General features: G+C 64.2%; 21 protein-coding genes, 1 tRNA gene and 3 pseudogenes. 17 read left to right on the forward strand and 8 right to left on the reverse strand.

Translation table 11 applies throughout. The features are described from left to right. Positions 1-136 precede the first annotated feature (136 nt). Entirely contained in the window at positions 137-829 is a 693-nt protein-coding gene (locus tag ACZ5KU_RS20350) for a GntR family transcriptional regulator (protein ID WP_054060025.1), read from the reverse strand. Between the two features lie 466 nt (positions 830-1,295). Between ACZ5KU_RS20350 and ACZ5KU_RS20355 the strand changes: the two are divergent. From ACZ5KU_RS20355 to ACZ5KU_RS20375, 5 genes and pseudogenes are all read left to right on the forward strand, one after another. Further along, positions 1,296-2,614: pseudogene (locus ACZ5KU_RS20355) on the forward strand (NAD(P)/FAD-dependent oxidoreductase). A gap of 123 nt (positions 2,615-2,737) precedes the next feature. After that, positions 2,738-4,066 carry an MFS transporter gene (locus ACZ5KU_RS20360; protein WP_464736144.1) on the forward strand — a complete coding sequence of 443 codons (1,329 nt, stop codon included), beginning with the start codon at positions 2,738-2,740 and terminating at the stop codon, positions 4,064-4,066. 105 nt (positions 4,067-4,171) lie between these two features. Further along, positions 4,172-5,071: a dihydrodipicolinate synthase family protein gene (locus ACZ5KU_RS20365; RefSeq protein ID WP_054060028.1), complete on the forward strand. Its 900-nt coding sequence runs from the start codon at positions 4,172-4,174 to the stop codon at positions 5,069-5,071. A gap of 4 nt (positions 5,072-5,075) precedes the next feature. After that, the gene (locus ACZ5KU_RS20370; protein ID WP_464736145.1) at positions 5,076-6,563 is read left to right on the forward strand and encodes an aldehyde dehydrogenase; all 1,488 of its coding nucleotides are present in this window, start codon (positions 5,076-5,078) and stop codon (positions 6,561-6,563) included. A gap of 272 nt (positions 6,564-6,835) precedes the next feature. Next, positions 6,836-7,072 (forward strand): annotated as a pseudogene (locus ACZ5KU_RS20375) (integrase core domain-containing protein); the annotation flags it as partial. A 269-nt stretch (positions 7,073-7,341) separates the two neighbouring features. Here ACZ5KU_RS20375 and ACZ5KU_RS20380 read toward each other — a convergent pair. From ACZ5KU_RS20380 to ACZ5KU_RS20400, 5 genes are all read right to left on the reverse strand, one after another. Beyond that, positions 7,342-7,417: transfer RNA gene (locus ACZ5KU_RS20380), tRNA-Gly, on the reverse strand. A 66-nt stretch (positions 7,418-7,483) separates the two neighbouring features. After that, a complete protein-coding gene (pgsA, locus tag ACZ5KU_RS20385; protein ID WP_054060031.1) occupies positions 7,484-8,044 on the reverse strand; it encodes a CDP-diacylglycerol--glycerol-3-phosphate 3-phosphatidyltransferase in 561 nt (186 codons plus the stop codon). Positions 8,045-8,076: 32 nt separating this feature from the next. Beyond that, complete coding sequence (uvrC, locus tag ACZ5KU_RS20390) at positions 8,077-9,900, reverse strand: excinuclease ABC subunit UvrC (RefSeq protein ID WP_054060032.1); 1,824 nt, start codon at positions 9,898-9,900, stop codon at positions 8,077-8,079. 2 nt (positions 9,901-9,902) lie between these two features. Beyond that, complete coding sequence (gacA, locus tag ACZ5KU_RS20395; RefSeq protein WP_010446530.1) at positions 9,903-10,541, reverse strand: response regulator transcription factor GacA; 639 nt, start codon at positions 10,539-10,541, stop codon at positions 9,903-9,905. A 141-nt stretch (positions 10,542-10,682) separates the two neighbouring features. After that, a complete protein-coding gene (locus ACZ5KU_RS20400) occupies positions 10,683-11,048 on the reverse strand; it encodes a helix-turn-helix domain-containing protein (protein ID WP_054060033.1) in 366 nt (121 codons plus the stop codon). Positions 11,049-11,128: 80 nt separating this feature from the next. Between ACZ5KU_RS20400 and ACZ5KU_RS20405 the strand changes: the two genes are divergently transcribed. Beyond that, positions 11,129-11,350 (forward strand): DNA-binding protein, encoded by a 222-nt coding sequence (locus tag ACZ5KU_RS20405; protein ID WP_054060034.1) that lies wholly within the window; start codon positions 11,129-11,131, stop codon positions 11,348-11,350. 66 nt (positions 11,351-11,416) lie between these two features. Here the strand turns inward: ACZ5KU_RS20405 and ACZ5KU_RS20410 are convergent, their stop codons facing one another. Together ACZ5KU_RS20410 and ACZ5KU_RS20415 are read right to left on the reverse strand one after the other, a co-directional pair. Beyond that, positions 11,417-11,875, reverse strand: coding sequence for a GNAT family N-acetyltransferase (locus tag ACZ5KU_RS20410; RefSeq protein ID WP_054060035.1), 459 nt, complete (start codon positions 11,873-11,875; stop codon positions 11,417-11,419). Continuing rightward, positions 11,872-12,630 carry a carbon-nitrogen hydrolase family protein gene (locus ACZ5KU_RS20415; protein WP_464736146.1) on the reverse strand — a complete coding sequence of 253 codons (759 nt, stop codon included), beginning with the start codon at positions 12,628-12,630 and terminating at the stop codon, positions 11,872-11,874. Before ACZ5KU_RS20415 ends, ACZ5KU_RS20410 begins: the two co-directional genes overlap by 4 nt. A 440-nt stretch (positions 12,631-13,070) precedes the next feature. Between ACZ5KU_RS20415 and ACZ5KU_RS20420 the strand changes: the two genes are divergently transcribed. The 11 genes and pseudogenes from ACZ5KU_RS20420 to ACZ5KU_RS20470 all read left to right on the forward strand — a co-directional run bounded on the left by ACZ5KU_RS20420 (position 13,071) and on the right by ACZ5KU_RS20470 (position 26,464). After that, entirely contained in the window at positions 13,071-13,223 is a 153-nt protein-coding gene (locus tag ACZ5KU_RS20420) for a hypothetical protein (RefSeq protein ID WP_192842763.1), read from the forward strand. Positions 13,224-13,269: 46 nt separating this feature from the next. Continuing rightward, complete coding sequence (locus ACZ5KU_RS20425) at positions 13,270-14,361, forward strand: 3-deoxy-7-phosphoheptulonate synthase (RefSeq protein ID WP_054060037.1); 1,092 nt, start codon at positions 13,270-13,272, stop codon at positions 14,359-14,361. Positions 14,362-14,421: 60 nt separating this feature from the next. Then, positions 14,422-14,748, forward strand: coding sequence for a peptidylprolyl isomerase (locus tag ACZ5KU_RS20430; RefSeq protein WP_273826303.1), 327 nt, complete (start codon positions 14,422-14,424; stop codon positions 14,746-14,748). Positions 14,749-14,878: 130 nt separating this feature from the next. After that, positions 14,879-16,740, forward strand: a pseudogene (locus ACZ5KU_RS20435) (extracellular solute-binding protein). After that, the gene (locus tag ACZ5KU_RS20440; protein ID WP_054060039.1) at positions 16,740-17,804 is read left to right on the forward strand and encodes a microcin C ABC transporter permease YejB; all 1,065 of its coding nucleotides are present in this window, start codon (positions 16,740-16,742) and stop codon (positions 17,802-17,804) included. Before ACZ5KU_RS20435 ends, ACZ5KU_RS20440 begins: the two are co-directional and overlap by 1 nt. Continuing rightward, complete coding sequence (locus tag ACZ5KU_RS20445; protein WP_273826301.1) at positions 17,804-18,826, forward strand: ABC transporter permease; 1,023 nt, start codon at positions 17,804-17,806, stop codon at positions 18,824-18,826. The genes ACZ5KU_RS20440 and ACZ5KU_RS20445 overlap by 1 nt, the downstream gene beginning before the upstream one ends. A gap of 14 nt (positions 18,827-18,840) precedes the next feature. Next, positions 18,841-20,436 carry an ABC transporter ATP-binding protein gene (locus ACZ5KU_RS20450; protein ID WP_464737429.1) on the forward strand — a complete coding sequence of 532 codons (1,596 nt, stop codon included), beginning with the start codon at positions 18,841-18,843 and terminating at the stop codon, positions 20,434-20,436. A gap of 11 nt (positions 20,437-20,447) precedes the next feature. Next, a complete protein-coding gene (locus ACZ5KU_RS20455) occupies positions 20,448-21,863 on the forward strand; it encodes a sigma-54 interaction domain-containing protein (protein ID WP_464736147.1) in 1,416 nt (471 codons plus the stop codon). A gap of 315 nt (positions 21,864-22,178) precedes the next feature. Then, complete coding sequence (locus ACZ5KU_RS20460) at positions 22,179-23,570, forward strand: GntP family permease (protein ID WP_054058939.1); 1,392 nt, start codon at positions 22,179-22,181, stop codon at positions 23,568-23,570. Between the two features lie 10 nt (positions 23,571-23,580). Then, complete coding sequence (gene hbdH, locus ACZ5KU_RS20465) at positions 23,581-24,351, forward strand: 3-hydroxybutyrate dehydrogenase (RefSeq protein ID WP_464736148.1); 771 nt, start codon at positions 23,581-23,583, stop codon at positions 24,349-24,351. Between the two features lie 157 nt (positions 24,352-24,508). After that, on the forward strand, positions 24,509-26,464 hold the full coding sequence (locus ACZ5KU_RS20470; protein ID WP_464736149.1) for an acetoacetate--CoA ligase: 1,956 nt from the start codon (positions 24,509-24,511) through the stop codon (positions 26,462-26,464).

Genomic DNA, 26,464 nt, shown 5'->3' on the forward strand with positions numbered 1-26,464 from the left:
TGTGCCCTCGCGGACAGACCGGCCCTGTACCAGCAGCCGGGGAATGGCAGGTGTCGCCCTCGAGGGTTGGTAGGTACCACGCCACAGCGACCGGTGCCGTCATACCTTCGAACCTCGACACACCACACGCCAACGTTTAACTCAAGGGGCCCTCCACCAGCGAGTCGGCCTTCAGTGCCTGCGGGGCAATGAACATCTGCATGTTCGCTCGCGACAGCTCCCAGTGTTCGAACACCAGGTCCACCACCCGGTTTTCATCGTGCCTGGCGATCGCATCGATGAACTCGTCGTGGTGTTCCACCGATAGATCCAGGCGTTGCTCCATGTCCTGATCACGCGGCCGGTAGAACGTGTGACCGATCCGTGCGTGATCGATCAACAACCGTGACAGGCTCGGCTTCAGGTACGGGTTGCCGGCCATTTCACCCATGATTTCGTGAAAGCGGTTGTTCTCCAGCGCCAGAGCCAGGGGATTTCTTTCCACCGAGGCCTGCCGAAAACGCTGCTGGGTCTGTTTGAGCTCCTCCAACTGCGCCGGTGTGAAGTTCTGCACCGCCAGGCGCCCAATGGCAGCGTAGATCATCGGTGCTACCAGAAAAAAATTACGCAGCGTCGAATGGTTCATCGGGATCACCCGGGTTCCACGGTTCTCGCGAATATCCAGGTAGCCCTCACCTTCCAGGCGCCGAAACACTTCTCGAACCGGGGTGCGAGAAAGACCGTAGCGCTCACTCAAGGTGACCTCATCCAGAACCTGATCAGGATCGAGCTCCATCGTCAGGATCTGCCGCTTCAGGTCTTCGTAAAGCCCAGTTTTGCCACTTTTCACCAGGGACCTCCGGTGTTCTGGATGCCAGTGATGGCACCGTGGTTGAGAACAGACTCCCACGCAACTCGGGCGCGGTCAATCCATTGAATTCACTGTGTATACACAACGAACACAAGATGGATTCAGAGTTTTCCATTTTAAATCAATCACTTAGCCAACATTCGTCCTACGAAAAATAGTCGGTTTTAAGTATGAATCTGTCGGAAATCGACAAACACCGATTTCCGAGACGTGCTTGCCCTCTTCAGCCGGTTTCCCGGCACGCCGTCCAGGTCGACCAGTTTGCCTGCGACATCCCATCGTCTGCCAACGACATTTGCAGCGCTTTGCTCACGAGCATGCCCAACGGCACTCGACAGCCGCGACAACCTGCCGCATATTTGTGGATACAACATGTATACATCAAGTTTTCCGTGGCGATCCGTGTCGCCCACGGGTGATGTCAAATAACAAAAGAGCGGTGCCCATGGTACAGATCAGTTCCCTTCCAGCCGACGACAAGACCTGCGGTTGGTATCACCTCAGCCAGAAGCGCCAGGCCCATCCCGCGCATACTGGCCACTCCAAGGCGCGCTGGGTGGTGGTCGGTGCCGGGTTCACCGGCCTGGCCGCCGCCCGCCAGTTGGCGCTGGGCCATCCGAATGATGAAGTAATCCTGGTGGAAGCCCAGGAGGTCGGCTTCGGCCCTCCGGGCGTAACGCCGGTTTCGCCATCGACCTGCCCCACGATATCGGCGCCGAGGACTACATCGGCGACATCGACACCGCCAGGACCGTGCTCAAGCTGAACCTGTCCGGCCAGCGCTACCTCAAGCAACTGGTCGACACCTACGGCATCGACTGCCAGATGACCTTCTGCGGCAAGTACCAGGCCGCCGTCGAGGATCGCGGCATGGCCGTGCTCGACGCCTACCGGCGTGGCCTGGAGAAACTCGGCGAACCGTGCGAGATGGTCGGCGCCGAGGCCCTGCGCCAGCGGGTCGGCACCGGCTTCTACCGCCAGGCGCTGTTCACCCCCGGCACCGCGCTGATCCAGCCGTCGGCCCTGGTCAAGGGCCTGGCCGACACCCTGCCCGGCAACGTCAGCCTGTATGAACACACGCCGATCCTCGAGGTCGAGTACAGCCCGCGCATCGTCCTCAAGCATGCCAACGGCAGCATCGAGGCCGACCGCCTGGTCCTGGCCAACAACGCGTTCGGCATGCACTTCGGTTTCCTCAAGGGCCGCATGCTGCCGATCTTCACCTACGCCAGCATCACCCGCCCGCTCACCGACGAAGAACAGGCGCGCCTGGGCGGCGATCCGTACTGGGGCATCATCCCCGCCGACCCGTTCGGCACCACCGTGCGCCGCACCCCGGACCAGCGCCTGCTGATCCGCAACAGTTTCAGCTTCAACCCCGACGGCCGCGCCCGGGAGCGCTACCTGGAGCGCTTCATCGAGCGTCACCGCGCCTCCTACACCCGGCGCTTCCCGATGCTGCCGAACGTGGATTTCGAATACACCTGGGGCGGCGCCCTGGCGATGACCCGCAACCACAACGGCTTCTTCGGCCAACTGGCACCCAACGTCTATGGCGCCCTGGGTTGCAACGGCCTGGGCGTCACCCGCGGCACCGCCACCGGCAAGCTGCTGGGCGACTGGCTCAGTGGCCAGGAAGACGAACTCACCCGGTTCCTGCTCAAGGCCCCGGGCCCTTGCGCCAACCCGCCACAACCGTTTCTGTCGATGGGCGTGAACATGAACCTGCGCTGGGGTCAGTACCGCGCCGGCGCGGAGAGCTGAAAGCCGGGCCCGCTCCAGCCGGGCCCCTGAACGATTTGCCGCGAGGTCCCCGGATGTCGCGGTGCGGCCCGGCCCCGTCCGCATCAGGCCGGAAGCTGCGAACGATCAACACGTGGAGACAATATGAAAAACAACCATCACTCGATCGAAGACGCCCCCCTCAACCGCTTTCACCAGCGCCTGACCGTCCGCTCCGGCGGCGGCTCCTTCGTCGACGGTTATGTACTGAGCATCGTCGGCGTGGCCATCGTGCACATGGCCGCCGCCCTGAGCCTGAACGCCTTCTGGCAAGGCCTGATCGCCGCCTCGGCGCTGATCGGCATCTTCTTCGGCGGTTTCGTCGGCGGCTGGCTGACCGACCGCTTCGGCCGCCAGCGGATCTTCTTCGTCGGCCCGACCCTGTTCATCCTCTGCTCGCTGGCCCAGCTCTGGGCCCAGTCCGGCGAGGAGATCTTCATCGCCCGCCTGCTGCTGGGGGTCGCCATCGGCATCGAATACCCGGTCGCCACCGCCCTGCTGGTGGAATTCCTGCCGCGCAAGTATCGCGGCCCACGCCTGGCGACGCTGACCATCCTCTGGTTCGCCGGTGCCGCCTTCGCCTACCTGGTGGGCGAGCTGCTGCTCCACTTCGCCGGCCCCGATGCCTGGCGCCTGGTCCTGGCCAGTGCCGCGGTGATTGGCGCGCTGCTGTTCCTGGTACGCCTGGGCACGCCCGAGTCGCCACGCTGGCTGCTCAAGAAAGGTCGCGCCCAGGAAGCCGAGGCGATCATCCAGCAGGTGTTCGGTCCGTCGTACTCGCTGGACAACCTGCCGGAGGAGCCGGCCGAGCGCAAAGTCTCGATCCTCAGCCTGCTGCACTCGGGCTACGGCAAGCGCATGCTGTTCGTGACCATGTTCTGGACCTGCTCGGTCATCCCGGTGTTCGCCGTGTATGCCTTCGCCCCGCAAGTGCTGCGAGCACTCAACCTGGACGGCACCCTGGCCTCGGTCGGCTCGGTGGCGATCACCCTGCTATTCGTGGTCGGCTGCATCGTCGCCACCCGCCTGATCAATAGCCTGGGTCGTCGGCGGATGCTGATCCACAGCTTCTTCTGGTCCGGCCTGGCCCTGCTCGCCCTGGGCGCCTCGCACAACGCTTCGGGCCTGGTGATCCTCACCCTGTTCGGCGCCTACGCGCTGTTCATCGGCGGTGCCCAGGTGCTGCAACTGGTGTACCCGAACGAAATCTTCCCGACCGAGATCCGCGCCCAGGCCGTGGGCGTCGGCACCTCGCTGTCACGCATCGGCGCCGCGGTGGGCACCTGGCTGGTACCGGCGGCCCTGGACAGCATCGGTATCGAACAGACCATGTACGCCGCCGCCATTGTCACTTTCGTCGGCCTGGCCTTCTCCTGGGCCCTGGCCCCGGAAACCCGCTCGCTGAACCTGCAGCAGGCCGCTTCGCTGAACTGACCGCTTTGATGAACTGACTGCATTGATGAACTGAGTAGTACCGACGCCGCCAGCACCACGTTCGCTGGCGGCGTCCCCCCACCCTTGATTCTCTGGAGAACAATGATGAACTTCGACGGTATCTTTACCCCCGCGATCACCCCCCTGGCCGCTGACGGCTCCATCGACAGCGGCGCCTTCGCCCAGGTCCTGGAATACCTGATCGAGCAGAAGGTGCACGGCATCATCATCGGCGGCTCAACCGGCGAGTACTACGCCCACAGCATCCAGGAACGCCTGGACCTGACCCGCCTGGCCGCCGAAGTGATCAATGGCCGCACCCCGCTGGTGATCGGTACCGGCGCCATCCGCACCGAGGAGTCGGTCGCCTACGCCGAAGCCGCCAAGGCGGCCAAGGCCGACGCCATCCTGGTCGGTTCGCCACCCTACGCGCTGCCGACCCAGCAGGAAATCGCCAACCACGTGCTGGCGGTCGACCGCGCCGCCGGCCTGCCGATCATGCTCTACAACTACCCGGGCCGCATGAGCGTCGACATGGGCCCCGAGTTCTTCGAAGCCGTGAGCAGCAGCCGCAACATCGTCGCGATCAAGGAAAGCTCCGGTGACATCGCCCGCATCCACCACTTCGGCGAGCGCTACCCACAGATCGCCCTGTCCTGCGGCTGGGACGATCAGGCCCTGGAATTCTTCGCCTGGGGCGCGCGCAGCTGGGTCTGTGCCGGTTCCAACTTCATCCCGGCCGAACACATCGCCCTGTACGAAGCCTGTGTGCTGGAAGGCAACTTCGCCAAGGGTCGCCAGATCATGGCCGCGATGATGCCGCTGATGGACTTCCTCGAAGGTGGCAAGTTCGTCCAGTCGATCAAGCACGGCGTGGCTCTCAACGGCCTGGTCACCGGTGGCGTGCGCGCACCGCTGAGCGGCCTGGACGAACAGGAGCAAGCAGCCCTGCAGGAAATCATCAAAACCCTCAAGGCCAAAATCGCCGCAATCAAGGGAGCCTGAGCAAATGACCGACGTACTGAGCAAAGACGAATACGCGGCGATTGCCGCCAACCTGAAGTTCCCGACCCAGGCCTACATCGGCGGGGAATGGCGCGACGCCCTGGGCGGCCGGACGTTCGACACCTTCAACCCGGCCACCGGCCAGTTGCTGGCGAAGATCACCGCCTGCGACAGCCGCGACGTCGACCTGGCCGTGGCTGCGGCCAAGGAAGCCTTCGACGACGGTCGCTGGCACCTGCTCTCGCCGGGTGAGCGCAAGCACGTGCTGCTGCGCTTCGCCCAACTGCTGGAAGACAACGCCCACGAGCTGGCCGTGCTGGAAAGCCTGGACAGCGGCAAGCCGGTCGGCGAATGCCAGGCCACCGACGTGCCGGAGACCATCCACACCCTGCGCTGGCACGCCGAGTTGATCGACAAGATCTACGACGCCACCGCACCGACCGGTTCGGGTGCCCTGACCCTGGTCGTGCGTGAGCCGATCGGCGTGGTCGGCCTGGTGCTGCCGTGGAACTTCCCGCTGCTGATGCTGGCCTGGAAAATCGGCCCGTCCCTGGCCGCCGGTTGCTCGATCGTGGTCAAGCCGGCCAAGGAAACCACCCTCACCGCCCTGCGCGTGGCCGAACTGGCGCACCAGGCCGGTATCCCGGCCGGCGTGTTCAACGTCGTGCCTGGCGGTGGCAAGGAAGTCGGCGAGCCCCTGGGCCGTCATGACGACGTGACCATGGTCAGCTTCACCGGCTCGACCGACACCGGTCGCCTGTTCCTGCAGTACGCAGCCGAGTCCAACCTCAAGCGCATCGTGCTGGAGCTGGGTGGCAAGAACCCGGCGGTGGTCATGGACGATGTCGAGGACCTGGACCGCGTGGCCCGTCACGTGGTCAACGGCGCCTTCTGGAACATGGGCGAGAACTGCTCGGCCTCCTCGCGCCTGATCGTCCACGAAGACATCAAGGACGCCCTGCTCGAGCGCATTGGCGTGCAACTGCGCGACTGGAGCCTGGGCGACCCGCTGGACCCGGCCAATCGCCTGGGTTCGCTGGTCAGCAAATCGCACTTCGAGAAAGTGCGCAGCTACATCGAGCAGGCCGCCGGCGACAAGCTGTCGATCATCTTCGGTGGCAAGGCCGCCGACGGCTTCGTCGAGCCGACCGTGGTCGACAACGTGCCGTCCGACAACGCCCTGTTCCGTGAAGAGGTGTTCGGCCCGGTCTTGAGCGTGACCTCGTTCAAAACCCTCGACCAGGCGATCGAGCTGGCCAACGACACCATCTACGGCCTGGCCGCCTCGGCCTACACCGGCAGCCTGCGCAACGCGCTGCGCCTGTCGCGGGAGATCCGTGCCGGTATCGTCACCGTCAACAGCTTCGGCGAAGGCGATGCCTCGACGCCGTTCGGTGGCTACAAGCAGTCCGGTTTCGGTGGTCGCGACAAGTCGCAGTGGGCCCACGACCAGTACACCGAGCTGAAGACCATCTGGATCGACGCCAACTGATACACGCCACACTTACCCCCACACGCCGCAACAGCGGTGTGTGGGGATTCTGACCTCTCAGCCCCCTTCCCCACCTCATCGCCCCGCAACTTACTCAATATGCGATGCGACCGTACATGTGTGCGACGATCTGGAACATCCCTGGCGAATGCCCCTGCCTAGCGTACAAGACACCACCCGTTCCGGCTCCAGCCATCTGCAGTGGTTAAACTTCCCCGGCCCCCTGAAAGATGCATGTTCCACCTATCGGGTGTCTGGGGAAATTGAACCACTACGGTAACTGCTGGGACAACTCGGTGATGGAGCGCTTCTTCCTGAGCTTGAAAATGGAACGGGTGTGGCGGCGTGATTACGCCAACCATGGCGAGGCCATACGCGACATCACCGAATACATCGTTGGGTTTTACAACAACGAATGGCTGCACTCGAAACTGGGATATTTGCCACCGACTGCTTACGAGCAGACGATGGTGCCGAAATTACCTATCGAGGTGTCCGGGATTAGTTGACCACTACACGCACCGCCTTATCGGTCAAAGCCATGGAACTATCCTCCAATACAAGGGAGGAGATATCGGCTTGAAGGACTCGTAGGCTCTAGCGACAATTCGCCTTGGCCGACGCCCGAATTCGATGTACTTATTTCTGTACTTGTTGGGCGTGGCTAGCGATGGATTCCAGTGGAAGGCACTGGAACGAAAAAAGGAGCCGAAGCTCCTTTTTTTCAATGACTTACAGACTTCTGTGGCTGCCCATGGAACTCTGTAAATCCAGTAACTGGAGCGGGAAACGAGACTCGAACTCGCGACCCCGACCTTGGCAAGGTCGTGCTCTACCAACTGAGCTATTCCCGCGTCGTCTTGGTGATGCGCATTCTATAGAATCTACGCACCACGTCAACCCCTTGATTCAAAAAAGTTTTATTTATTTTCACCATTGATCCGCAGGTGCGGCCAGGCGGCCCGCAGATACTGCACCATCGACCACAGGGTCAGGCCCGCAGCGACCATCAACAGCGCATAGCCGACCACGACCCAGAAGCTGAGGGCCGAGGGGTTGGCCAGCAGGATCACCAGCGCCAGCATCTGCGCGGCGGTTTTCCATTTGCCCATCTTCGAAACCGCGACCTGTGCACGCGCACCGATCTCGGCCATCCACTCGCGCAGGGCCGACACTACGATCTCACGTCCAATGATCACCACCGCCGGAAAGGTCAGCCAGAAGTTGGCGTGCTCCTGCACCAGCAGGACCAGGGCCACCGCCACCATCAGTTTGTCGGCCACCGGGTCCAGGAAGGCACCGAATGGCGTGCTCTGTTCCAGGCGTCGTGCCAGGTAGCCATCGAGCCAGTCCGTTGCCGCGGCAAAGGCGAAAACCGAACTGGCCGCCAGGTAACTCCACTGGTACGGCAGGTAAAACAACAGAATGAAGATCGGGATAAGTACAACGCGCAGAACGGTGATCAGATTAGGGATATTCATCGGCACAACTGGCTACGAAGTGAAAGGGCATTCTACTCGCTGTGCAGACTGGCATAAATCAACTCTGCGAGCTTTTTGCTGATCCCCGGCGCCTTGGCGATCTCATCGATGCTGGCCCGGGACAGTTCCTGCAATCCACCGAAATGCTTGAGCAACTCACGCCGGCGTTTCGGCCCGACGCCGGCCACCCCTTCCAGGGTCGAGGTCCGCCGGGTCTTGCCGCGGCGCGCACGATGGCCGGTGATAGCGAAACGGTGGGCCTCGTCGCGGATCTGCTGGATCAGGTGCAGCGCCGGCGAATCGCCCTTGAGGGTGAATTCGTGGGCCGCATCGTTGAGATACAGGGTCTCGAAACCGGCCTTGCGCGTCGCGCCCTTGGCGACGCCGAGCAGGATCAGGTCCGGCACCGCCAGTTCGTTGAGTACGTCGCGAGCCATGGACAATTGCCCCTTGCCACCGTCCACCAGGAGGATATCCGGCAACTTGCCCTCCCCCTCCTTCAGCCGGCTGAAACGGCGGGTCAGCGCCTGGTGCATGGCCGCGTAGTCGTCGCCGGCCGTGACACCCTCGATATTATAGCGGCGGTAGTCGGACTTGATCGGCCCCTCCGGGCCGAACACCACGCAGGACGCCACCGTCGATTCGCCGCTGGAATGGCTGATGTCGTAGCACTCCAGGCGCTGCGGTGGCTCGTCCAGGTCCAGCACCTCGGCCAGCGCGTCGAAGCGTGCCGCCACATGCTGGCGGTTGGCCAAGCGGGCGGTCAGGGCCTGTTCGGCGTTGGTCACCGCCAGTTGTTGCCAGCGCGCCCGGGTACCCCGTACCCGGTGACTGATGCTCAACTCGCGGCCGCGCAGTTCCTCGATGGCGGCGACCAGAGTCGGGAAGTCATCGTGGACCACGTTGACGATCAGTTCACTGGGCAGGTCGCGCTCGGGGCTGCTGATGAAGTACTGGCCGAGGAAGGCCGCCATGACTTCGGAAACGTCCTCATCGATGCCCACCTGCGGAAAGAAGTTCTTGCTGCCCAGGACCCGCCCGCCCCGCACGCTGATCAGGTGCACGCAGGCACCACCCGGGTTGACGAAGGCGGCGATGACATCGACGTCGCCATTGCCGCCTTCCATGCTCTGCTGGTCCTGCACACGGCGCAGCAGCGCGATCTGATCGCGCAGCTCAGCCGCCTTCTCGAAGTCGAGGGTGCTGGCCGCCTGTTCCATGCCGGCATTGAGCTCATCGCTCAGGGCATTGCTGCGCCCTTCGAGGAACATCACCGAATGGCGGACATCCTCGGCGTATTCCCGGGGCTCGACCAAGCCGACACAGGGCGCCTTGCAGCGCTTGATCTGGTACTGCAGGCATGGCCGGGTGCGGTTTTTGTAGTAACTGTCCTCGCACTGGCGCACATGGAAGGTTTTCTGCAACAGCGCCAGGCTCTCGCGAATCGCCCCGGCGCTCGGATACGGCCCGAAATACTTGCCCTTGAGCTTCTTCGCCCCACGGTGAATGCTCAGGCGCGGATAGTCCCCGTCCGAGAGGAAGACATAGGGGTAGGACTTATCGTCGCGCAGCAGGATGTTGTAGGGCGGGCGCCACTCCTTGATCAGCGTCTGCTCCAGCAGCAACGCCTCGGTTTCGTTGGCGGTGATGGTGGTCTCGACCTGGGCGATACGCGCCACCAGGGCGGCGGTCTTCGGCGCGAGGCCGGTCTTGCGGAAATAGCTGGCGAGGCGATTCTTCAGGTTCTTGGCCTTGCCCACGTACAGCAGGCGTGCATCGCTGTCGAACATGCGATACACACCGGGACGGCCACTGCAGGTAGAAAGAAAAGCGCTGGAATCGAACGGTTCAGTCATTGTCAGCCGGCATCGACCATGCCATGGCGCACGGCCAGAAGCGTCAACTCGACATCACTGCTGACCGACAGCTTCTCGAAGATCCGGTAACGGTAGGTATTGACGGTTTTCGGTGACAGACACAGCTTGTCGGAAATGATCTGCACCTTCTGGCAGCCGACGATCATCAGGGCGATCTGGATTTCCCGTTCGGACAAGGCATCGAACGGCGATTCGCTGGCCGGCTGGAACGACTTGAGCGCCATCTGCTGGGCGATCTGCGGGCTGATGTAACGCTGCCCGGCGAACACCAGGCGAATCGCCTGGACCATTTCCGCCAGCCCCGCGCCCTTGGTCAGGTAGCCCGAGGCCCCGGCCTGCATCAACCGCGTCGGGAACGGATCCTCCTCGCACACGGTGACCGCCACGACCTTGATATCAGGGTGGCTACGCAGCAATTTGCGCGTTGCTTCAAGGCCGCCGATACCCGGCATCTTGACGTCCATCAGCACGACATCCGGCTTGAGCTCCCGCGTTTTCAGCAGGGCCTGCTCTCCCGACTCCGCCTGTCCCACAACCTGCAGGCCATCGATGTCGGCAAGCATCCGGGTAATGCCTGTACGCACAAGATCATGGTCATCGACAACTAGCACCCTAATCAAGCAGACACCTCGCGAATATGGTCTTATCAGATTATTGACCACCTTAGCAAAAAACCGGCGGCCAGACCTAGCGGCAAGCGTCACATAAGAGTGTCATTGCGCTCTGGGCGCCTGTGACGTCGATGGGGGGAGGACCGCTTCTCAGCGGTCTTGCGGGTCCCTGCGACCCTTGGCACCGTAGGAGCCGACCGCTTCGGCCAGCGTCGTGGTCAGTTGGCTGATCGCCTCCTGGTCAGCCTTGCGCAGGCTGCGGTAGCTGCCCAGCACCTTCTCTTCGCTGGAGCTGAGATTGTCGATCAGCGTCGGCGTCCGGTTGCCGGTCAGGACATACAGCACATCGACCCCACGCTCGGCCACCCGCGACAGGTAGTCGGCCTTCGGCGCGCGATCGCCGCTCTCGTATTTGCCCTGGGCGTTGGCTTCAACGCCACCGATTTCGCCAAAAGCCTTCTGCGACAATCCAAGTCGCTCCCTCTCTTGTCGTAACCGGGAACCAATTCCACTCATTTGGATGTAATATCCCAAGTCATGCACCCTTAAAGGGGGTGAATTCAACAAAATTAAACAAAATTGAACGGTTTTGAACTATGCCCGGTATTCGCACCGCTGCACAAGCCAAGGCTTGGCTGGAACATCAAGGAAAATCGGTTCAGGAGTTTGCACGCGAGCATGGCGTCGATCCGGCAACCACCTATCAAGTGCTCGCCGGGCGCAAAAAAGGACGCCGCGGGGAAGCCCATAAGGTGGCGGTCCTGCTGGGCATGAAGGACGGAATCATCCTCGACGACAACGATCGGAGCGAGGAATAGGCCCCCGCGTTTGAGTCCAGTATGCGCCTCGAAATATCGAGGAGTAAGCTCAATCCGAAAATACTATCAGCCGATTCCACCGCTCGACTTCACAGCCCCGACACTCATGCGAAAGAAGCACTCGTCCTCCCCTACGACCTCCAGCCCCATACGCTCGTAAAGCCGCCTGGCGGGATTGCTCTTGAACACGGTCAAGCGCACCTCCGGCCGCCCTTCCCTGAAAGCGATGTCACGCGCCTGGATGATCAGCCAGCCACCCAAGCCTCGCCCACGCCCCGCTTCGATCAGTTGCAACTCGCGGATATACAGCGCCCTGGCGTCCCGACTGAAGCTGACGAAACCCAGCACCTGCTCCCCTTCGCACAACAGGGCGTTCTGCCGCCCGGCCCAGGCGATATCGAAGGCTTCCTCCTGCCAGAGCAGATCGTACTCGCAGTAGTAGGCCATCATGTTCCTGCGCGTCAGCGTCCGGGCGAACGCCAGGTCCGCCTCGGTAGCCGGGCGAAAACGCCAATCCCGGGTCACAGCCCCTCCACTTCAACCACCTCGCCCTGCCACGTGCCGTCGACACGTCGACCGATCACCAGCACATCACCCATCCCCGCAGCAGCCGCTACCCGTCGCCCGCCTGCCGCCCAGATCGCACTGCGCCCCGCCGCCGCCCAGCCGCCGGTGGTTCCACCGTGGTTGGCCATCAGCACGGCCATGTCGTGCTCACGGGCATACCCCTGGAGCAACGCACTGTCGGCGGCGTAACCGTTCTCGCTGATCAGCACACCTGATGCATACAGGTTAGCGCCAGATCGGGCGGCCTGGAGGGCATGGCTGGCGTGGGAAAAGTCAGCACAAACCGACAGAGCGACAATGTCAGCGCCGAGGGCCAAGGCAGCGCCTCCCGCCCCCGGGCTAAACACCTGTTCCTCGCCTTCGTGCAGATGCTGTTTGCTGTAGAGCTGCCGGGAGCCCTCGGCGTTGAAAGTCAGCGCGCCGATCAGCAGCGGGTCGGTGGGAGACCGGCGAATCGGCAGGCCGACCACGGTCACCAGTCGCCGCTCGCGCGCCAGATCGGACAAGGGTTGCAATACCTCGGCATCCGGGGTGATCGCCAGTGCCGCCGCCAGGCTCGGCTCATAGCCGGTCAGCGACAGTTCGGGAAATACCAGCAGTTGCACGCCCCGCTCCGCCGCCTGCTGCATGAAACGCAGGTGCCGCTGGAGGTTGCCCTGCAGATCACCGGCTAGAGAGCAGGACTGAGCGGCGGCAATGGTCAGGACGGTCATGGGCATGCCTGATGGTCGAGTAGGAAATGTCCGGTGAGTTTGTCATAAAACGTTTAATTTGTTTAAGCCATAGCGACTGCGGGGCGCGATCCATAGAAATTTCTGATTGAACAGCGTCCCATGGCTCTAGTAAGCTCGGGACATTCCATCGGAGACGCGCCATGCCCACCCTTCATTCCATGCCTTGCCAGACTGCCAGCGCCCTGCGCTTGCCAGTGGCTGCCTGGGTGAAAACCGCCGGCGCATCCGCAGGCTTTTATTTTGGGTACTGGTTTAGCCACTGGCGCGCCTGATACCCAACCGGCGCCCACTACTCAAGGGGTCGCCTACCAGAGAATCAACAACCCCCGGTCGGCCTCCCGACCGGGGGTTTTGTTTTTCCAGGGCTTCAGTTTTACGCAAACCGTCTCAACAGACATTTCGAATCGAGGAAGACCGACATGAACTACGCCACCTATTACCGCTACGAACTCACCACCGCCTGGCGATTTACCAACCTCCGCTCGGGACAGCACGCCGCCTCCGAACGGTCACTCACAGGTGGCAAGCACACACTCGCAGCCCATCCGGCTGATTGTCGAACACCGCAATAGGGCCGCGCGCGGGAAGACCCGCCGCCTGCCCAAGGAACCCCCGAACATGAATTCGTCTCTCTGCGCCTTGCCACTGTCCACCCTGTCGTCCGCCAACGAGCCGCTGACCCAGCGCCTGCCGACGGCCCTGCAACTCAAGCAGCACCTGCCTCTCAACACCACGCTCAGCGACCAGGTCGCCCGCCACCGCCAGGCCATACGTGCCATCCTCGACGGTGAGGACCCGCGCCTGCTGATGATCGTCGGCCCCTGCTCGATCCACGACCCGCAATCGGCCCTCGAATACGCCGGCCACCTGGCGAGCCTGGCGAACGACGTCAGCGACCAGATGCTGCTGGTCATGCGCGCCTATGTCGAAAAGCCGCGCACCACGGTCGGCTGGAAAGGCCTGGCCTACGACCCGCACCTGGATGGCAGCGACGACATGGCCGGCGGCCTGGCGCTGTCCCGCGAACTGATGCGCGAGATGCTGCGCATGGGCCTGCCGATCGCCACCGAATTGCTGCAGCCCATGGCGGCCAGCTACTTCGACGACCTGCTGAGCTGGGTCGCGATCGGCGCACGGACCACCGAGTCGCAAATCCATCGGGAAATGGCCAGCGGCCTGCCGATGCCCGTGGGGTTCAAGAATGGCACCGACGGCGGTGTCGGCATCGCCAGCGATGCCATGCGTTCGGCGGCGCACCCGCACCGGCATTTCGGGGTCGACAGCCAGGGGCACCCGGCGATCATCCAGACCGCGGGCAACCCCGACACCCACCTGGTGTTGCGCGGCGGCCATCGTGGCCCGAACTACGATGCCCGCAGCATCGCCCTGGCCCGGACGGGCCTGGAGAAGCAGGGCATTGCGAGCCGGATGATGGTCGATTGCAGCCATGCCAACAGTGGCAAGGACCCGCTGCGCCAGCCGGCGGTGTTCGCCGAGGTGCTGGAACAGCGTCTGCAGGGTGACCGTTCGCTGATCGGCATGATGCTGGAGAGCCATCTGTTCGAGGGCTGCCAGCCGTTGAGCCCGTCCCTCAAGTACGGCGTGTCGATCACCGATGGCTGCCTGGGCTGGGAAGCGACCGAGCAGTTGCTGCGTAGCGCGGCGCAGCGGTTGCGGGAGCAGGCGTCCTGCAAGGCGGTGAGTGCCTGACAGGCCCCGTTCGCGGGCAAGCCGGGCCGCCGTCGAGGAACTTTGCCGGGAAAAAGCCGCCTGAATCCGGTAGGCTCAACATTTTACCCAAAGGAGTACCTCACCATGGCCCGAGCCACTGCCCGCCACATCCTGGTTGCCACTGAAGCCAAGTGCAACGAACTCAAGGCCCAGATCGAAGGCGGCGCCGACTTCGCCGAGATCGCCAAGGCCAACTCCACCTGCCCTTCCAGCCGTGACGGCGGCAACCTGGGTTCCTTCGGCCCGGGCCAGATGGTCAAGGAATTCGACACCGTGGTGTTCAGCGCGCCGATCAACACCGTGCAAGGCCCGGTGAAAACCCAGTTCGGCTACCACCTGCTGGAAGTCACCAGCCGCCAGGACTGATCGCTCTGCCCGGGGCTGCCCGCCAGGGCGGTTCCCATGGCAGCGCCTCTCCCGTGGCGGGGCCACCCGCCACCGGGGGAAATGCGAGATCGCTTGCAACCCCACTTTCACACCGTCCTCAAGGCTGACGATGCGACTGGTTCTCTCCCTGACATTCGGCACCCTGGCCCTGTTCGCCAGCGTCGCCCACGCCGCTCCCGCGCAACACGCCCTGACGGTCTACGGCGAGCCGCCCAAGTACCCGGCCAGCTTCAGCCACTTCGACTACGCCAACCCCGACGCCCCCAAGGGCGGCAGCCTCAAGCGCTCGGCCATCGAGATCGGCCAGTTCGACCATGTGCTGCCCTATATCGACAAGGGCATCGGCGTCTCGCAGATCGACGGCTATATCTATTCACCGCTGGCGGTGCGCTCCCTCGACGAGCCCTACACCGTCTACGGCCTGGTCGCACAGAAGATGCAGCGCTCCGATGACGGCCTGTCGCTGCGCTTCTTCCTCAACTCCAAGGCCCGCTTCGCCGACAACACGCCGATCACCGCCGAGGACGTGCGCTACACCTTCAACCTGCTGATGACCCAGGGCAGCCTGAGCTACCGCATGCAGTTCGAAGGCATCAAGGACGTGGTGGTCGAATCGCCGACCCAGGTCCGCTTCGATTTCAGGAACACCGAGAACCGCTCGCTGCCGCTGGATATCGCCACCCTGCCGGTGCTGCCGGAACACTGGTGGAAAACCCGCGACTTCGCCGACGGCGGCGGTTACGAGGCCCCGCTGGGCAGCGGCCCCTACCGGGTGAGCAAGGTCGACTCCGGCCGCAGCATCACCTTCACCCGCAACCCCGACTGGTGGGGCAAGGACCTGCCGGTCAGCCGCGGCCTGTACAACTTCGACCGCTTCAGCATCGAGTACTTCGGCGACACCGACGTGGCCCGCCAGGTGCTGCGGGGCGGTGCCTACGACTACAACCGCGAATTCTCCGCCACCGCCTACTCCATCGGCTACGACAGCCCGGCGCTGAGCGACGGCCGGCTGCAGAAGGCGCAACTGGCCCAGGAGTCGCCACAGACGGCCCAGGGCTACGTGTTCAATCTGCAGAAGCCGATCTTCCAGGATCGCCGGGTACGTCAGGCCCTGGCCATGCTCTGGGACTTCGAGTGGAGCAACCGGCAGATGATGCGCAACATGTATGTGCGCCAGCAGAGCTTCTTCTCCAACACGCCACTGGCGGCCCGTGAGCTGCCGGACCAGGCCGAACTGGCGATCCTCGAACCGTTGCGCGGACAGATTCCCGACGAGGTCTTCACCCAGGTCTTCGAGGCGCCCAGGACCGACGCCAGCGGCAACCTGCGGGACAAGCAGTTGCAGGCCCTGGCCCTGCTGGAGCAGGCCGGCTGGAAGCCCAGGGGGATCAGTTGGTCAACGCCCAGGGCGAGCCGCTGAGCTTCACCTTCCTTAATGCCCAGAACGGCATGGAACGCCTGCTGCTGCCCTACAAGCGCAACCTGGCGCAGATCGGCATCCGCATGGACATCCGCCGCATCGACCCCTCGCAGTACGTCAACCGCCTCAAGGACCGCGACTACGACATGATCGTCAGCGGCTACCCGGTGACCACCTCGCCGGGCATCGAGCTGTACAATTTCTTCGGCTCCAAGGCGGCCACCGACCCGGGCTCGAACAACTTCATGGCCCTGCAGAACCCCGCCGTGGACAGCCTGATCAACGGCCTGGTGAAAGCCGACACCCAGAAGCGGATGCTCAGCTACGCCCATGCCCTGGACCGGGTGCTGCAGTGGAACTACTACTGGATTCCCAACTACTACCCGCCGGGCATCTCCACGGTGTGGTGGAACCGCTTTGGTATCCCGACGATACAGGCCAGCAACGACGCGGCCATCGAGACCTGGTGGGAAGTCAGCCCGACCCCGCTGACCAACGAACAGATGACCGCCGAACTGATCAGGCGCGGCCATGACGGAGGGCACCGCTGATGCCGGCCTACATCCTGCGGCGCCTGCTGCTGATCATCCCGACGCTGCTGATCATCCTGCTGGTCAACTTCGTGATCGTCCAGGCCGCGCCCGGTGGCCCGGTGGAACAGGCCATCGCCCGCCTGCAGGGCCTGGGCAGCGCGGGTGCGGTCGGCACCGGCGGTGGTGACGGGCTGCACGGCTCGTCCCGCGCCAGCCGCGGCCTCGACCCCAAGCTGATCGCCGATATCGAGCGCCAGTACGGTTTCGACAAGCCGGCACCGGAGCGCTTCTGGCTGATGCTCAAGAGCTACGCCCGCCTCGACTTCGGCAAGAGCTTCTTCCGTGGCGCCCAGGTCACCGACCTGATCCTGGAGAAGATGCCGGTAACCATCTCGCTCGGCCTCTGGGCCACGCTGATCACCTACCTGGTGTCGATCCCCCTCGGCATCCGCAAGGCGGTCCGGCATGGCAGCCGCTTCGACATCTGGAGCAGCACCGCGATCATCCTCGGCTACGCCATGCCGGCGTTCCTGTTCGCCATGCTGCTGATCGTGCTGTTCGCCGGCGGCACCTCGCTGAACTGGTTTCCGGTGCGCGGCCTGGTCTCGGACAACTTCGACCAGTTGTCGACGCTGGGCAAGATCGCCGACTACTTCTGGCACCTGGTGCTGCCGGTGACCTCGCTGGTCATAGGCGGTTTCGCCACCCTGACGATCCTGACCAAGAACTCGTTTCTCAACGAGATCACCCGCCAGTACGTGGTCACCGCCCGGGCCAAGGGCCTGAGCGAACGCCGGGTGCTCTACGGCCATGTGTTTCGCAACGCCATGCTGCTGGTGGTCTCGGGCATTCCCCAGGCCTTCATCAGCGTGTTCTTCGCCGGTTCCCTGCTGATCGAGGTGATCTTCTCCCTCGACGGCCTCGGCCGCATGAGCTACGAAGCGGCGGTGTCGCGCGACTACCCGGTGGTGTTCGGCTCGCTGTTCATCTTCACCCTGTTCGGCCTGCTGATAAAACTGATCGGCGACCTCTGCTATACCCTGGTCGACCCGCGTATCGACTTCGCCGCGAGGAACGCCTGATGCTGCGACTTTCCCCCGTGAGCCGGCGCCGGCTCGACCGGTTCAAGGCCAACCGCCGCGGCTGGTGGTCGCTGTGGCTGTTCGCCGCGCTGTTCGCACTGAGCCTGGGCGGCGAACTGATCGCCAACGACAAGCCGCTGGTGCTCAGCTACCAGGGCTCGCTGTATTTCCCGGTGTTCAAGCGCTACACCGAACAGGAGTTCGGCGGCCAACTGCCGTTCCAGGCCGACTACCGCAGCGACTACGTGCGCCAGCTGATCACCCGCGATGGCGGCTGGATGCTGTTCCCGCCGATCCCCTTCAGCGCCGACACGCCCAACTACGACCTCAACAAGCCGGCGCCCAGCCCACCGACCACGGTGAACTGGCTGGGCACCGACGACCAGGCCCGCGACGTGCTGGCGCGGGTGATCTTCGGCGCGCGGGTGTCAATCCTGTTCGCCCTGGCCCTGACCGCCATCAGCGCACTGATCGGCATCGCCGCCGGCGCCCTGCAGGGCTACTACGGCGGCTGGGTCGACCTGCTCGGCCAGCGCCTGCTGGAGGTCTGGTCCGGGCTGCCGGTGCTGTACCTGCTGATCATCCTCTCGGGCTTCGTCGAGCCGAACTTCTGGTGGCTGCTAGGGATCATGGCGCTGTTCTCCTGGCTGGCGCTGGTCGACGTGGTGCGCGCCGAGTTCCTCCGTGGGCGCAACCTGGAGTACGTCAAGGCCGCCCGCGCCCTGGGCCTGAACGACCGCAAGATCATCCTGCGGCACATCCTGCCCAACGCCATGAACGCGACCCTGAGCTACCTGCCGTTCATTCTCACCGGCGCCATCTCGACCCTCACCGCCCTGGACTTCCTCGGCTTCGGCATGCCCGCCGGCAGCGCCTCGCTGGGCGAACTGATCGGCCAGGGCAAACAGAACCTGCAAGCCCCGTGGCTGGGATTCACCGCCTTTTTCACCCTGGCGCTGATTCTCTCGCTGCTGGTCTTTATCGGCGAGGCGCTGCGTGATGCCTTCGACCCCCGCTCATGAACCAGGCCCGCGCCATGACCGACAACCTGATTGAAATCCGCCACCTGACTGTCGCCTTCGGCGGCCAGCCCGTGGTCCGCGACCTGTGCCTGGACATCCGCGCCGGCGAGTGCCTGGCGCTGGTCGGCGAGTCCGGTTCGGGCAAGTCGGTCACCGCCCATTCGATCCTGCAGTTGCTGCCACAGACCGGCTGCCAGGCCAGCGGCAGCGTGCGTTATCGCGGCCAGGAACTGCTCGGCGCCGACCACGCTACCCTGCGCCAGATTCGCGGCGACCGCATCGCCATGATCTTCCAGGAGCCGATGACCTCGCTGAACCCACTGCACACGGTGCAAAAGCAGATCGGCGAAACCCTGATGCTGCACAAGGGCCTGGGCGGCAAGGCAGCCCAGGCGCGGATCCTCGAACTGTTGGAACTGGTGGGTATCCAGAAACCCCGGGAACGGCTCAAGGCCTATCCCCATCAACTCTCCGGCGGCCAGCGCCAGCGGGTGATGATCGCCATGGCCCTGGCCTGCGAGCCGGAACTGCTGATCGCCGACGAGCCGACCACCGCCCTCGACGTCACCGTGCAGCGCAAGATCCTGCTGCTGCTCAAGTCACTGCAACAACGCCTGGGCATGTCGCTGCTGCTGATCAGCCACGACCTCAACCTGGTACGCAGCATCGCCCAGCGGGTCTGCGTGATGAAGGCCGGGGAAAGCGTCGAGCAGGCCGACTGCGAAACCCTGTTCAACCAGCCGCAACACCCCTACAGCCGCCTGCTGCTGGATGCCGAGCCAGCGGGCGAAGCGCTGGCCCTGGGCGACAGCGAAAGCGTGCTGCAGGTCGATGAGCTGCGCGTGCGCTTCCAGATCGGCGGTGGATGGCTGCGGCGCAAGGAATACCTGCAGGCGGTGGACGGCATCAGCCTCTGCGTGCAGCGCGGCAAGACTCTGGGCATCGTCGGCGAGTCCGGCTCGGGCAAGTCGACCCTCGGCCAGGCGATCCTGCGGCTGCTCGACGCCCAGGGCAGCATCCGCTTCCGGGGCCAGGCCCTCGACGGCCTGAACCAGAAACAGCTGCGACCGTGGCGCAAGCAGATGCAGGTGGTGTTCCAGGACCCGTTCGGCAGCCTCAGCCCGCGCCTGTCGGTGGCGCAGATCATCAGCGAGGGGATCGAGGTGCACTGCCCCGGTACCGCCGCCGAACACGAGGCGCAGGTGATCCGCGCCCTCGAGGAGGTCGGCCTCGACCCGCAGAGCCGTCATCGCTATCCCCATGAGTTCTCCGGCGGCCAGCGCCAGCGGATCGCCATTGCCCGCGCCCTGGTGCTCAAGCCGGCGCTGATCCTGCTCGACGAGCCGACCTCGGCCCTCGACCGCACCGTGCAGAAGCAGGTGGTCGCCCTGCTGCGCGACCTGCAGGCCAAGCATGGCCTGACCTACCTGTTCATCAGCCATGACCTGTCGGTGGTCCGCGCCCTGGCTCATGACCTGATCGTGGTCAAGGACGGCCAGGTGGTCGAACAGGGCAGCACCTGCGCGGTGTTCGACCACCCGCGGCACCCCTACACCCGGGAGCTGCTGGCCGCGACCTTGACGCACACCGCCCCCCTGAACTGCCCGTGAGCCAGACGCCGATGAACGACCGTGAAAGCCTCAAGGACTACCAGCGGGTCCGCTTGCTGGCGATTCGCTCGCTGTTCGAGAACATCGAGCAGTCCAGCGAAGGCACGGTGATCGTCGACCGCGATGCGCGGATCGTCTGGATGAACGAACGGTACGCCAAGCGCTTTGGCCTCTCCAGCGCCGAACAGGCCATCGGCCAACCCTGCGAAAGGGTGATCCCCGGCAGCCTGCTGCGCGAAGTGGTGCGCACCGGCCGGCCGATCCTGCTGGACCTGCAGGACATGCCCAAGGAACCGCTGGTGGTGATGCGCCTGCCGGTTCACGACGACGCTGGCGCGGTGATCGGCGCCATCGGCTTTGCCCTGTTCGGCGAGTTGAACAGCCTGTCGCCGCTGCTCAAACGCTACCAGAGCATGCAGGAAGAACTGGCATCGACCCGCTCGCTGCTGCGGGCCCGACAGACCAAGTACAACTTCGCCCACTTCATCGGTACCAGCGCGGCGAGCCTGGAGGTCAAGCGCCGCGCCCGCCGCAGCGCCAGCACCGACTCACCGGTCCTGCTGCTGGGCGAAACCGGTACCGGCAAGGAGTTGCTGGCCCACGCCATCCACAGCGCCTCGCCACGGGCGCACAAGGCATTCGTCAGCATCAACAGCGCGGCAATTCCGGAAACCCTGCTGGAGGCGGAGTTCTTCGGGACAGCCCCGGGCGCCTTCACCGGCGCCGACCGCAAGGGCCGCCCCGGCAAGCTGCAGATCGCCCAGGGCGGCACGCTGTTCCTCGACGAGATCGGCGACATGCCGCTGCCCCTGCAGAGCAAGCTGCTGCGGGTATTGCAGGAGAAGGAATTCGAGCCGGTCGGTTCCAACGAAGTGTTGCGCAGCGACGTGCGGGTGATCGCCGCGACCTCCACCGACCTGGAGGCGGCGATCCGGCGTGGCGAATTCCGCGCCGACCTGTATTACCGCCTCAATGTCCTGCCGATCAACGTGCCGCCGCTGCGCGAGCGCCTGGAGGATCTACCGGCGCTGAGCGAGGTGATCCTCGAGGAACTCGATAGCCACCATGAGTTGACCGCCGAGGCCCTGGAGCTGCTGGGGCAGCATGCCTGGCCGGGCAATATCCGCGAATTGCGCAACGTGCTGGAGCGCGCCGCGCTGCTGGGGGATACCCAGGTGCTGGGGGCTGCCGACATTCGTGGGGCGATTGGTACCTTCAGCCCGCTGGAGCGGGCGCCGGTTCCTGTCATGGCAGCGCCTGGGAACGAAACTTTCAGCGCCGCCCGTGAGCGCTTCGAACGACAACTGATCGAGGCAACCCTGGCGCAATGCGGCGGCAAGGTCGTGGAAGCCGCACGGCAACTGGGGCTGGGGCGCTCGACGCTGTACAAGAAAATGGTGGCGCTGGGCATCAGAGAGTCTCAATAAAGAGACACCCATCTAATTCCAGAGACAAGCCTCATCGAACGGCCAACACTTCCCTGTAGGAGCCGGGTTTGCCCGCGAATACAGGCAACGCGGCCTCCAGACAGACCGCGTTATCGTTCTTCGCGGGCAAGCCCAGCTCCTACAAGGGGAGCGTCGTCTGCAGAATCGTCTCTCTTTAGAGACAACCCCAAGGAAAATCACTCGAAAAATAAAAAATATCATTATTTTTCAATGAGTTAATGAAATGGCACGAAACTCGCTATTTCCACTGGAGATTCAGACCTAACCTACAAAAATAACAATTGGAGACACACCATGAGTGTGATCATCGCCCTCGCAGCCCTGGCGTTGCTGATGCTGGCCGCCTACCGAGGCTACAGCGTCATCCTGTTTGCCCCCATCGCCGCCCTCGGCGCTGTGCTGTTCACCGACCCTGCCGCTGTCGCGCCCGCCTTCACCGGGGTGTTCATGGACAAGATGGTCGGTTTCATCAAGCTCTACTTCCCGGTATTCCTGCTCGGCGCGGTGTTCGGCAAGCTGATCGAGCTGTCGGGGTTCTCCCGCTCCATCGTCGCCGCCGCCATCGGCCTGCTCGGCACCCGCCAGGCCATGCTGGTGATCGTGCTGGTCTGCGCCCTGCTGACCTATGGCGGTGTCTCGCTGTTCGTGGTGGTGTTCGCGGTCTATCCGTTCGCCGCCGAGATGTTCCGCCAGAGCAACATCCCCAAGCGCCTGATCCCGGCGACCATCGCCCTCGGCGCATTTTCCTTCACCATGGACGCCCTGCCCGGCACGCCGCAGATCCAGAACATCATTCCCAGCACCTTCTTCAACACCACCGCCTGGGCCGCACCCTGGCTGGGCGTGATCGGTACGGTGTTCGTGTTCTGCGCCGGCATGCTGTTCCTGCAACGCCAGCGCAACAAGGCCCAGGTCGCCGGTGAAGGCTACGGCACGCAGTTGCGCAACGAGCCGGAAACCGCCGAGGACATTCGCCTGCCCAACCCCTGGATCGCCCTCTCGCCGCTGCTGCTGGTGGGCCTCATGAACCTGCTGTTCACTCGCTGGATTCCCGTCTGGTACGGCAAGACCCACACCCTCAGCCTGCCCGGCATGGCCGCGCCGGTGCAGACCGAAGTCGCCAAGCTCACCGCCATCTGGGCGGTCCAGGCGGCGCTGCTGGTGGGCATCCTGGTGGTGCTGGCGTTCGGCTTCCGGGCGATTCGCAGCAAGCTGGCCGAAGGCAGCAAGAGCGCGGTCAGCGGCGCCCTGCTGGCGGCGATGAATACCGCCTCGGAATACGGTTTCGGTGCGGTGATCGCCTCGTTGCCGGGTTTTCTGGTATTGGCCGACGGGCTCAAGAGCATTCCCAATCCGCTGGTCAACGAAGCCATTACCGTGACCCTGCTGGCCGGGATCACCGGCTCCGCCTCCGGCGGCATGAGCATCGCCCTGGCGGCCATGGCCGACAGCTTCGTCAGTGCCGCCCACGCCGCGAACATTCCGCTGGAAGTGCTGCACCGGGTCGCCGCCATGGCCAGCGGTGGCATGGACACCCTGCCGCACAACGGCGCGGTGATCACCCTGCTGGCCGTGACCGGGCTGACCCACCGCGAAGCCTATAAAGACATTTTCTGCATCACGCTGATCAAGACCCTGGCGGTATTCGTGGTGATCGCCACGTTCTACGCCACCGGCATCGTCTGAGGAAACGACTATGAGTCTCAGAGGAAAAACCGCCCTGGTCACCGGCTCCACCAGCGGCATCGGCCTGGGCATCGCCCTGGGCCTGGCCAGGGCCGGCGCCGACCTGATCCTCAACGGCTTCGGCGACGCCAGCGCGGTGCTCGCCGAGGTCCGCCGGTTCGGCGGCAAGGTTGGCCACCACCCGGCCGATGTCAGCGACCCGGCGCAGATCGCCGACATGTTCGCCTATGCCGAACGGGAGTTCGGCGGTGTCGATATCCTGGTCAACAACGCCGGCATCCAGCACGTCGCACCGGTGGAGGCGTTCCCGGTGGAGCGCTGGGACTCGATCATCGCGATCAACCTGTCCTCGGTGTTCCATGCCACCCGCCTGGCCCTGCCGGGCATGCGCGCCAAGGGCTGGGGGCGAATCGTCAACATCGCTTCGGTGCATGGGCTGGTCGGCTCCGTGGGCAAGGCCGCCTATGTCGCGGCCAAGCATGGGGTGATCGGCCTGACCAAGGTGGTCGGCCTGGAGACCGCCACCGGCAATGTCACCTGCAATGCCATCTGCCCCGGCTGGGTGCTGACGCCGCTGGTGCAGAAACAGATCGATGACCGGGCCGCTGCCGGCGTCGACCCGCAGCAGGCGCAGCATGACCTGCTGGCGGAGAAACAGCCGTCGCTGGAATTCGTCACCCCACCGCAGTTGGGCGAGCTGGTATTGTTCCTCTGCAGCGAGGCCGGTAGCCAGGTGCGGGGCGCGGCGTGGAATATCGATGGCGGGTGGTTGGCGCAGTAGCCTGGATGGTTGGCGGCCTTGAGGGCGCCTTCGCGGGCAAGCCCTGCTCCTACAGAAGTGAGGCGAGCCCAGGACTTGCACACGACACCAACCTGTAGGAGCAGGGCTTGCCCGCGAAGAGGCCCGCATTAACAGCACAAAATAAAAAGGGAACCCCATGTCAGAAGTCTTGTGGCGCCCCAGCGCAGAACGCATCGAAAAGACCCGTATCGAAGCCTTCCGGCGCTTCGTCAATCACCGTCACGACCTGCAGATCACCGACTACCCGGCCCTGCACCGCTTCAGCATCGAGCGCCGCGAGGACTTCTGGCAGGCCATCGTCGACTTCTTCGATGTCCAATTCCACACCCCGCCCAGCCGCGTGCTGAGCGAAGAGCAGCACATGCCCAGCGCCCGCTGGTTCCCCGAGGCGACGCTGAACTTCGCCGAACACCTGCTGCGCCGCCGCGACGACCATCTGGCGGTGGTCGCGGTCAGCGAGGACGGGCGCCGGGAAACCCTCACCCACGCCGAACTGGCCGCCCATGTCGCTGGCCTGCAACAACGTCTGCGCGAGGCCGGTGTCGGCGTCGGCGACCGGGTCGCGGCGTGCATGCCGAACACCTGGCAAACCCTGGTGGGCATGCTTGCCACCACCAGCCTGGGCGCGATCTGGTCCTGCTGCTCGCCGGACTTCGGCACCCACGGCGTGATCGACCGGTTCGGCCAGATCGAGCCCAAGGTGCTGATCGCCTGCGCCGGCTACCGCTATGCCGGCAAGGAGCTGGAGCAGAGCGCCAAGCTCAACGAAATCCTCGAGCACCTGCCCTCGCTGCAGCAACTGCTGGTGGTGCCCTACGCGCATTCCCAGGCACGCGCCGAGGACTTCCGGACCCACGCCAGGGTGAACCTGTGGCAGGACTTCTACCAACCCGGCGGCGAGCCGTATTTCGTCCCGGTGCCCTTCGCCCAGCCGCTGTACATCCTCTATTCCAGCGGCACCACCGGCGTGCCCAAGTGCATCGTCCACAGCACCGGCGGCGTGTTGCTGCAACATCTCAAGGAACACGGCCTGCATGTCGACCTCGGGCCTGGCGACTGCCTGTTCTACTACACCACCTGTGGCTGGATGATGTGGAACTGGCTGGTGTCGGCGCTGGCGGTCGGTGCCACGGTGGTACTGTATGACGGCTCGCCCTTCCATCCCGGCCCGCAGCGCCTGCTCGACCTGATCGACGACGAGGGCATCAGTGTCTTCGGCACCAGCCCGAAATACCTGGCCGCCCTTGAACAGGCCGGGCTCAGCCCACGGCAGACGCACCGGCTGACCCGCCTCAAGACCATTCTCTGCACCGGCTCGCCGCTGTCGCCCCACAGCTACGACTACGTCTACCGGGAAATCAAGGCCGAGCTGTGCCTGTCGTCGATGTCCGGCGGCACCGATATCGTCTCCTGCTTCGTCAGCGGCAACCCGGTGCTGCCGGTCACTCGCGGCCAGATGCAGTGCAAGAGCCTGGGCATGGCCGTCGAGGTCTGGAACGACCAGGCCCAGCCGCTGCACGGCGAAAAGGGCGAACTGGTGTGCACCCGGCACTTTCCGGCGATGCCGGTCGGGCTATGGAACGATCCGCAGCAGGAGAAACTCATGGCCTCCTATTTCAGCCTGTTCCCCGGGGTCTGGGCCCAGGGCGACTACGCCGAGGAGCTGGAGGGCGGCGGCCTGATGATCCACGGCCGCTCCGATGCCGTGCTCAACCCCGGCGGCGTGCGCATCGGTACGGCGGAGATCTATCGGCAGGTGGAAAAGGTCGAGGCGGTGGTGGAAAGCCTCGCCATTGGCCAGCAATGGCAGAACGACGTGCGGGTGGTGCTGTTCGTGCGCCTGCAGGAGGGCGTGGCGCTCGAGGATGCCCTGCAGCAGCAAATCCGCCAGGTGATCCGCGACAACACCACGCCACGCCATGTCCCGGCGAAGATCGTCGCGGTCACGGACATTCCCCGGACCCTGAGCGGCAAGATCGTCGAACTGGCGGTGCGCAACGTGGTGCACGGGCTGCCGGTGAAGAACACCGATGCCCTGGCCAACCCGGAGGCGCTGGAGCAGTTCCGCGATCGTCCGGAACTGCGCGAGTGA

This window comes from Pseudomonas sp. Tof1, from assembly GCF_055390395.1.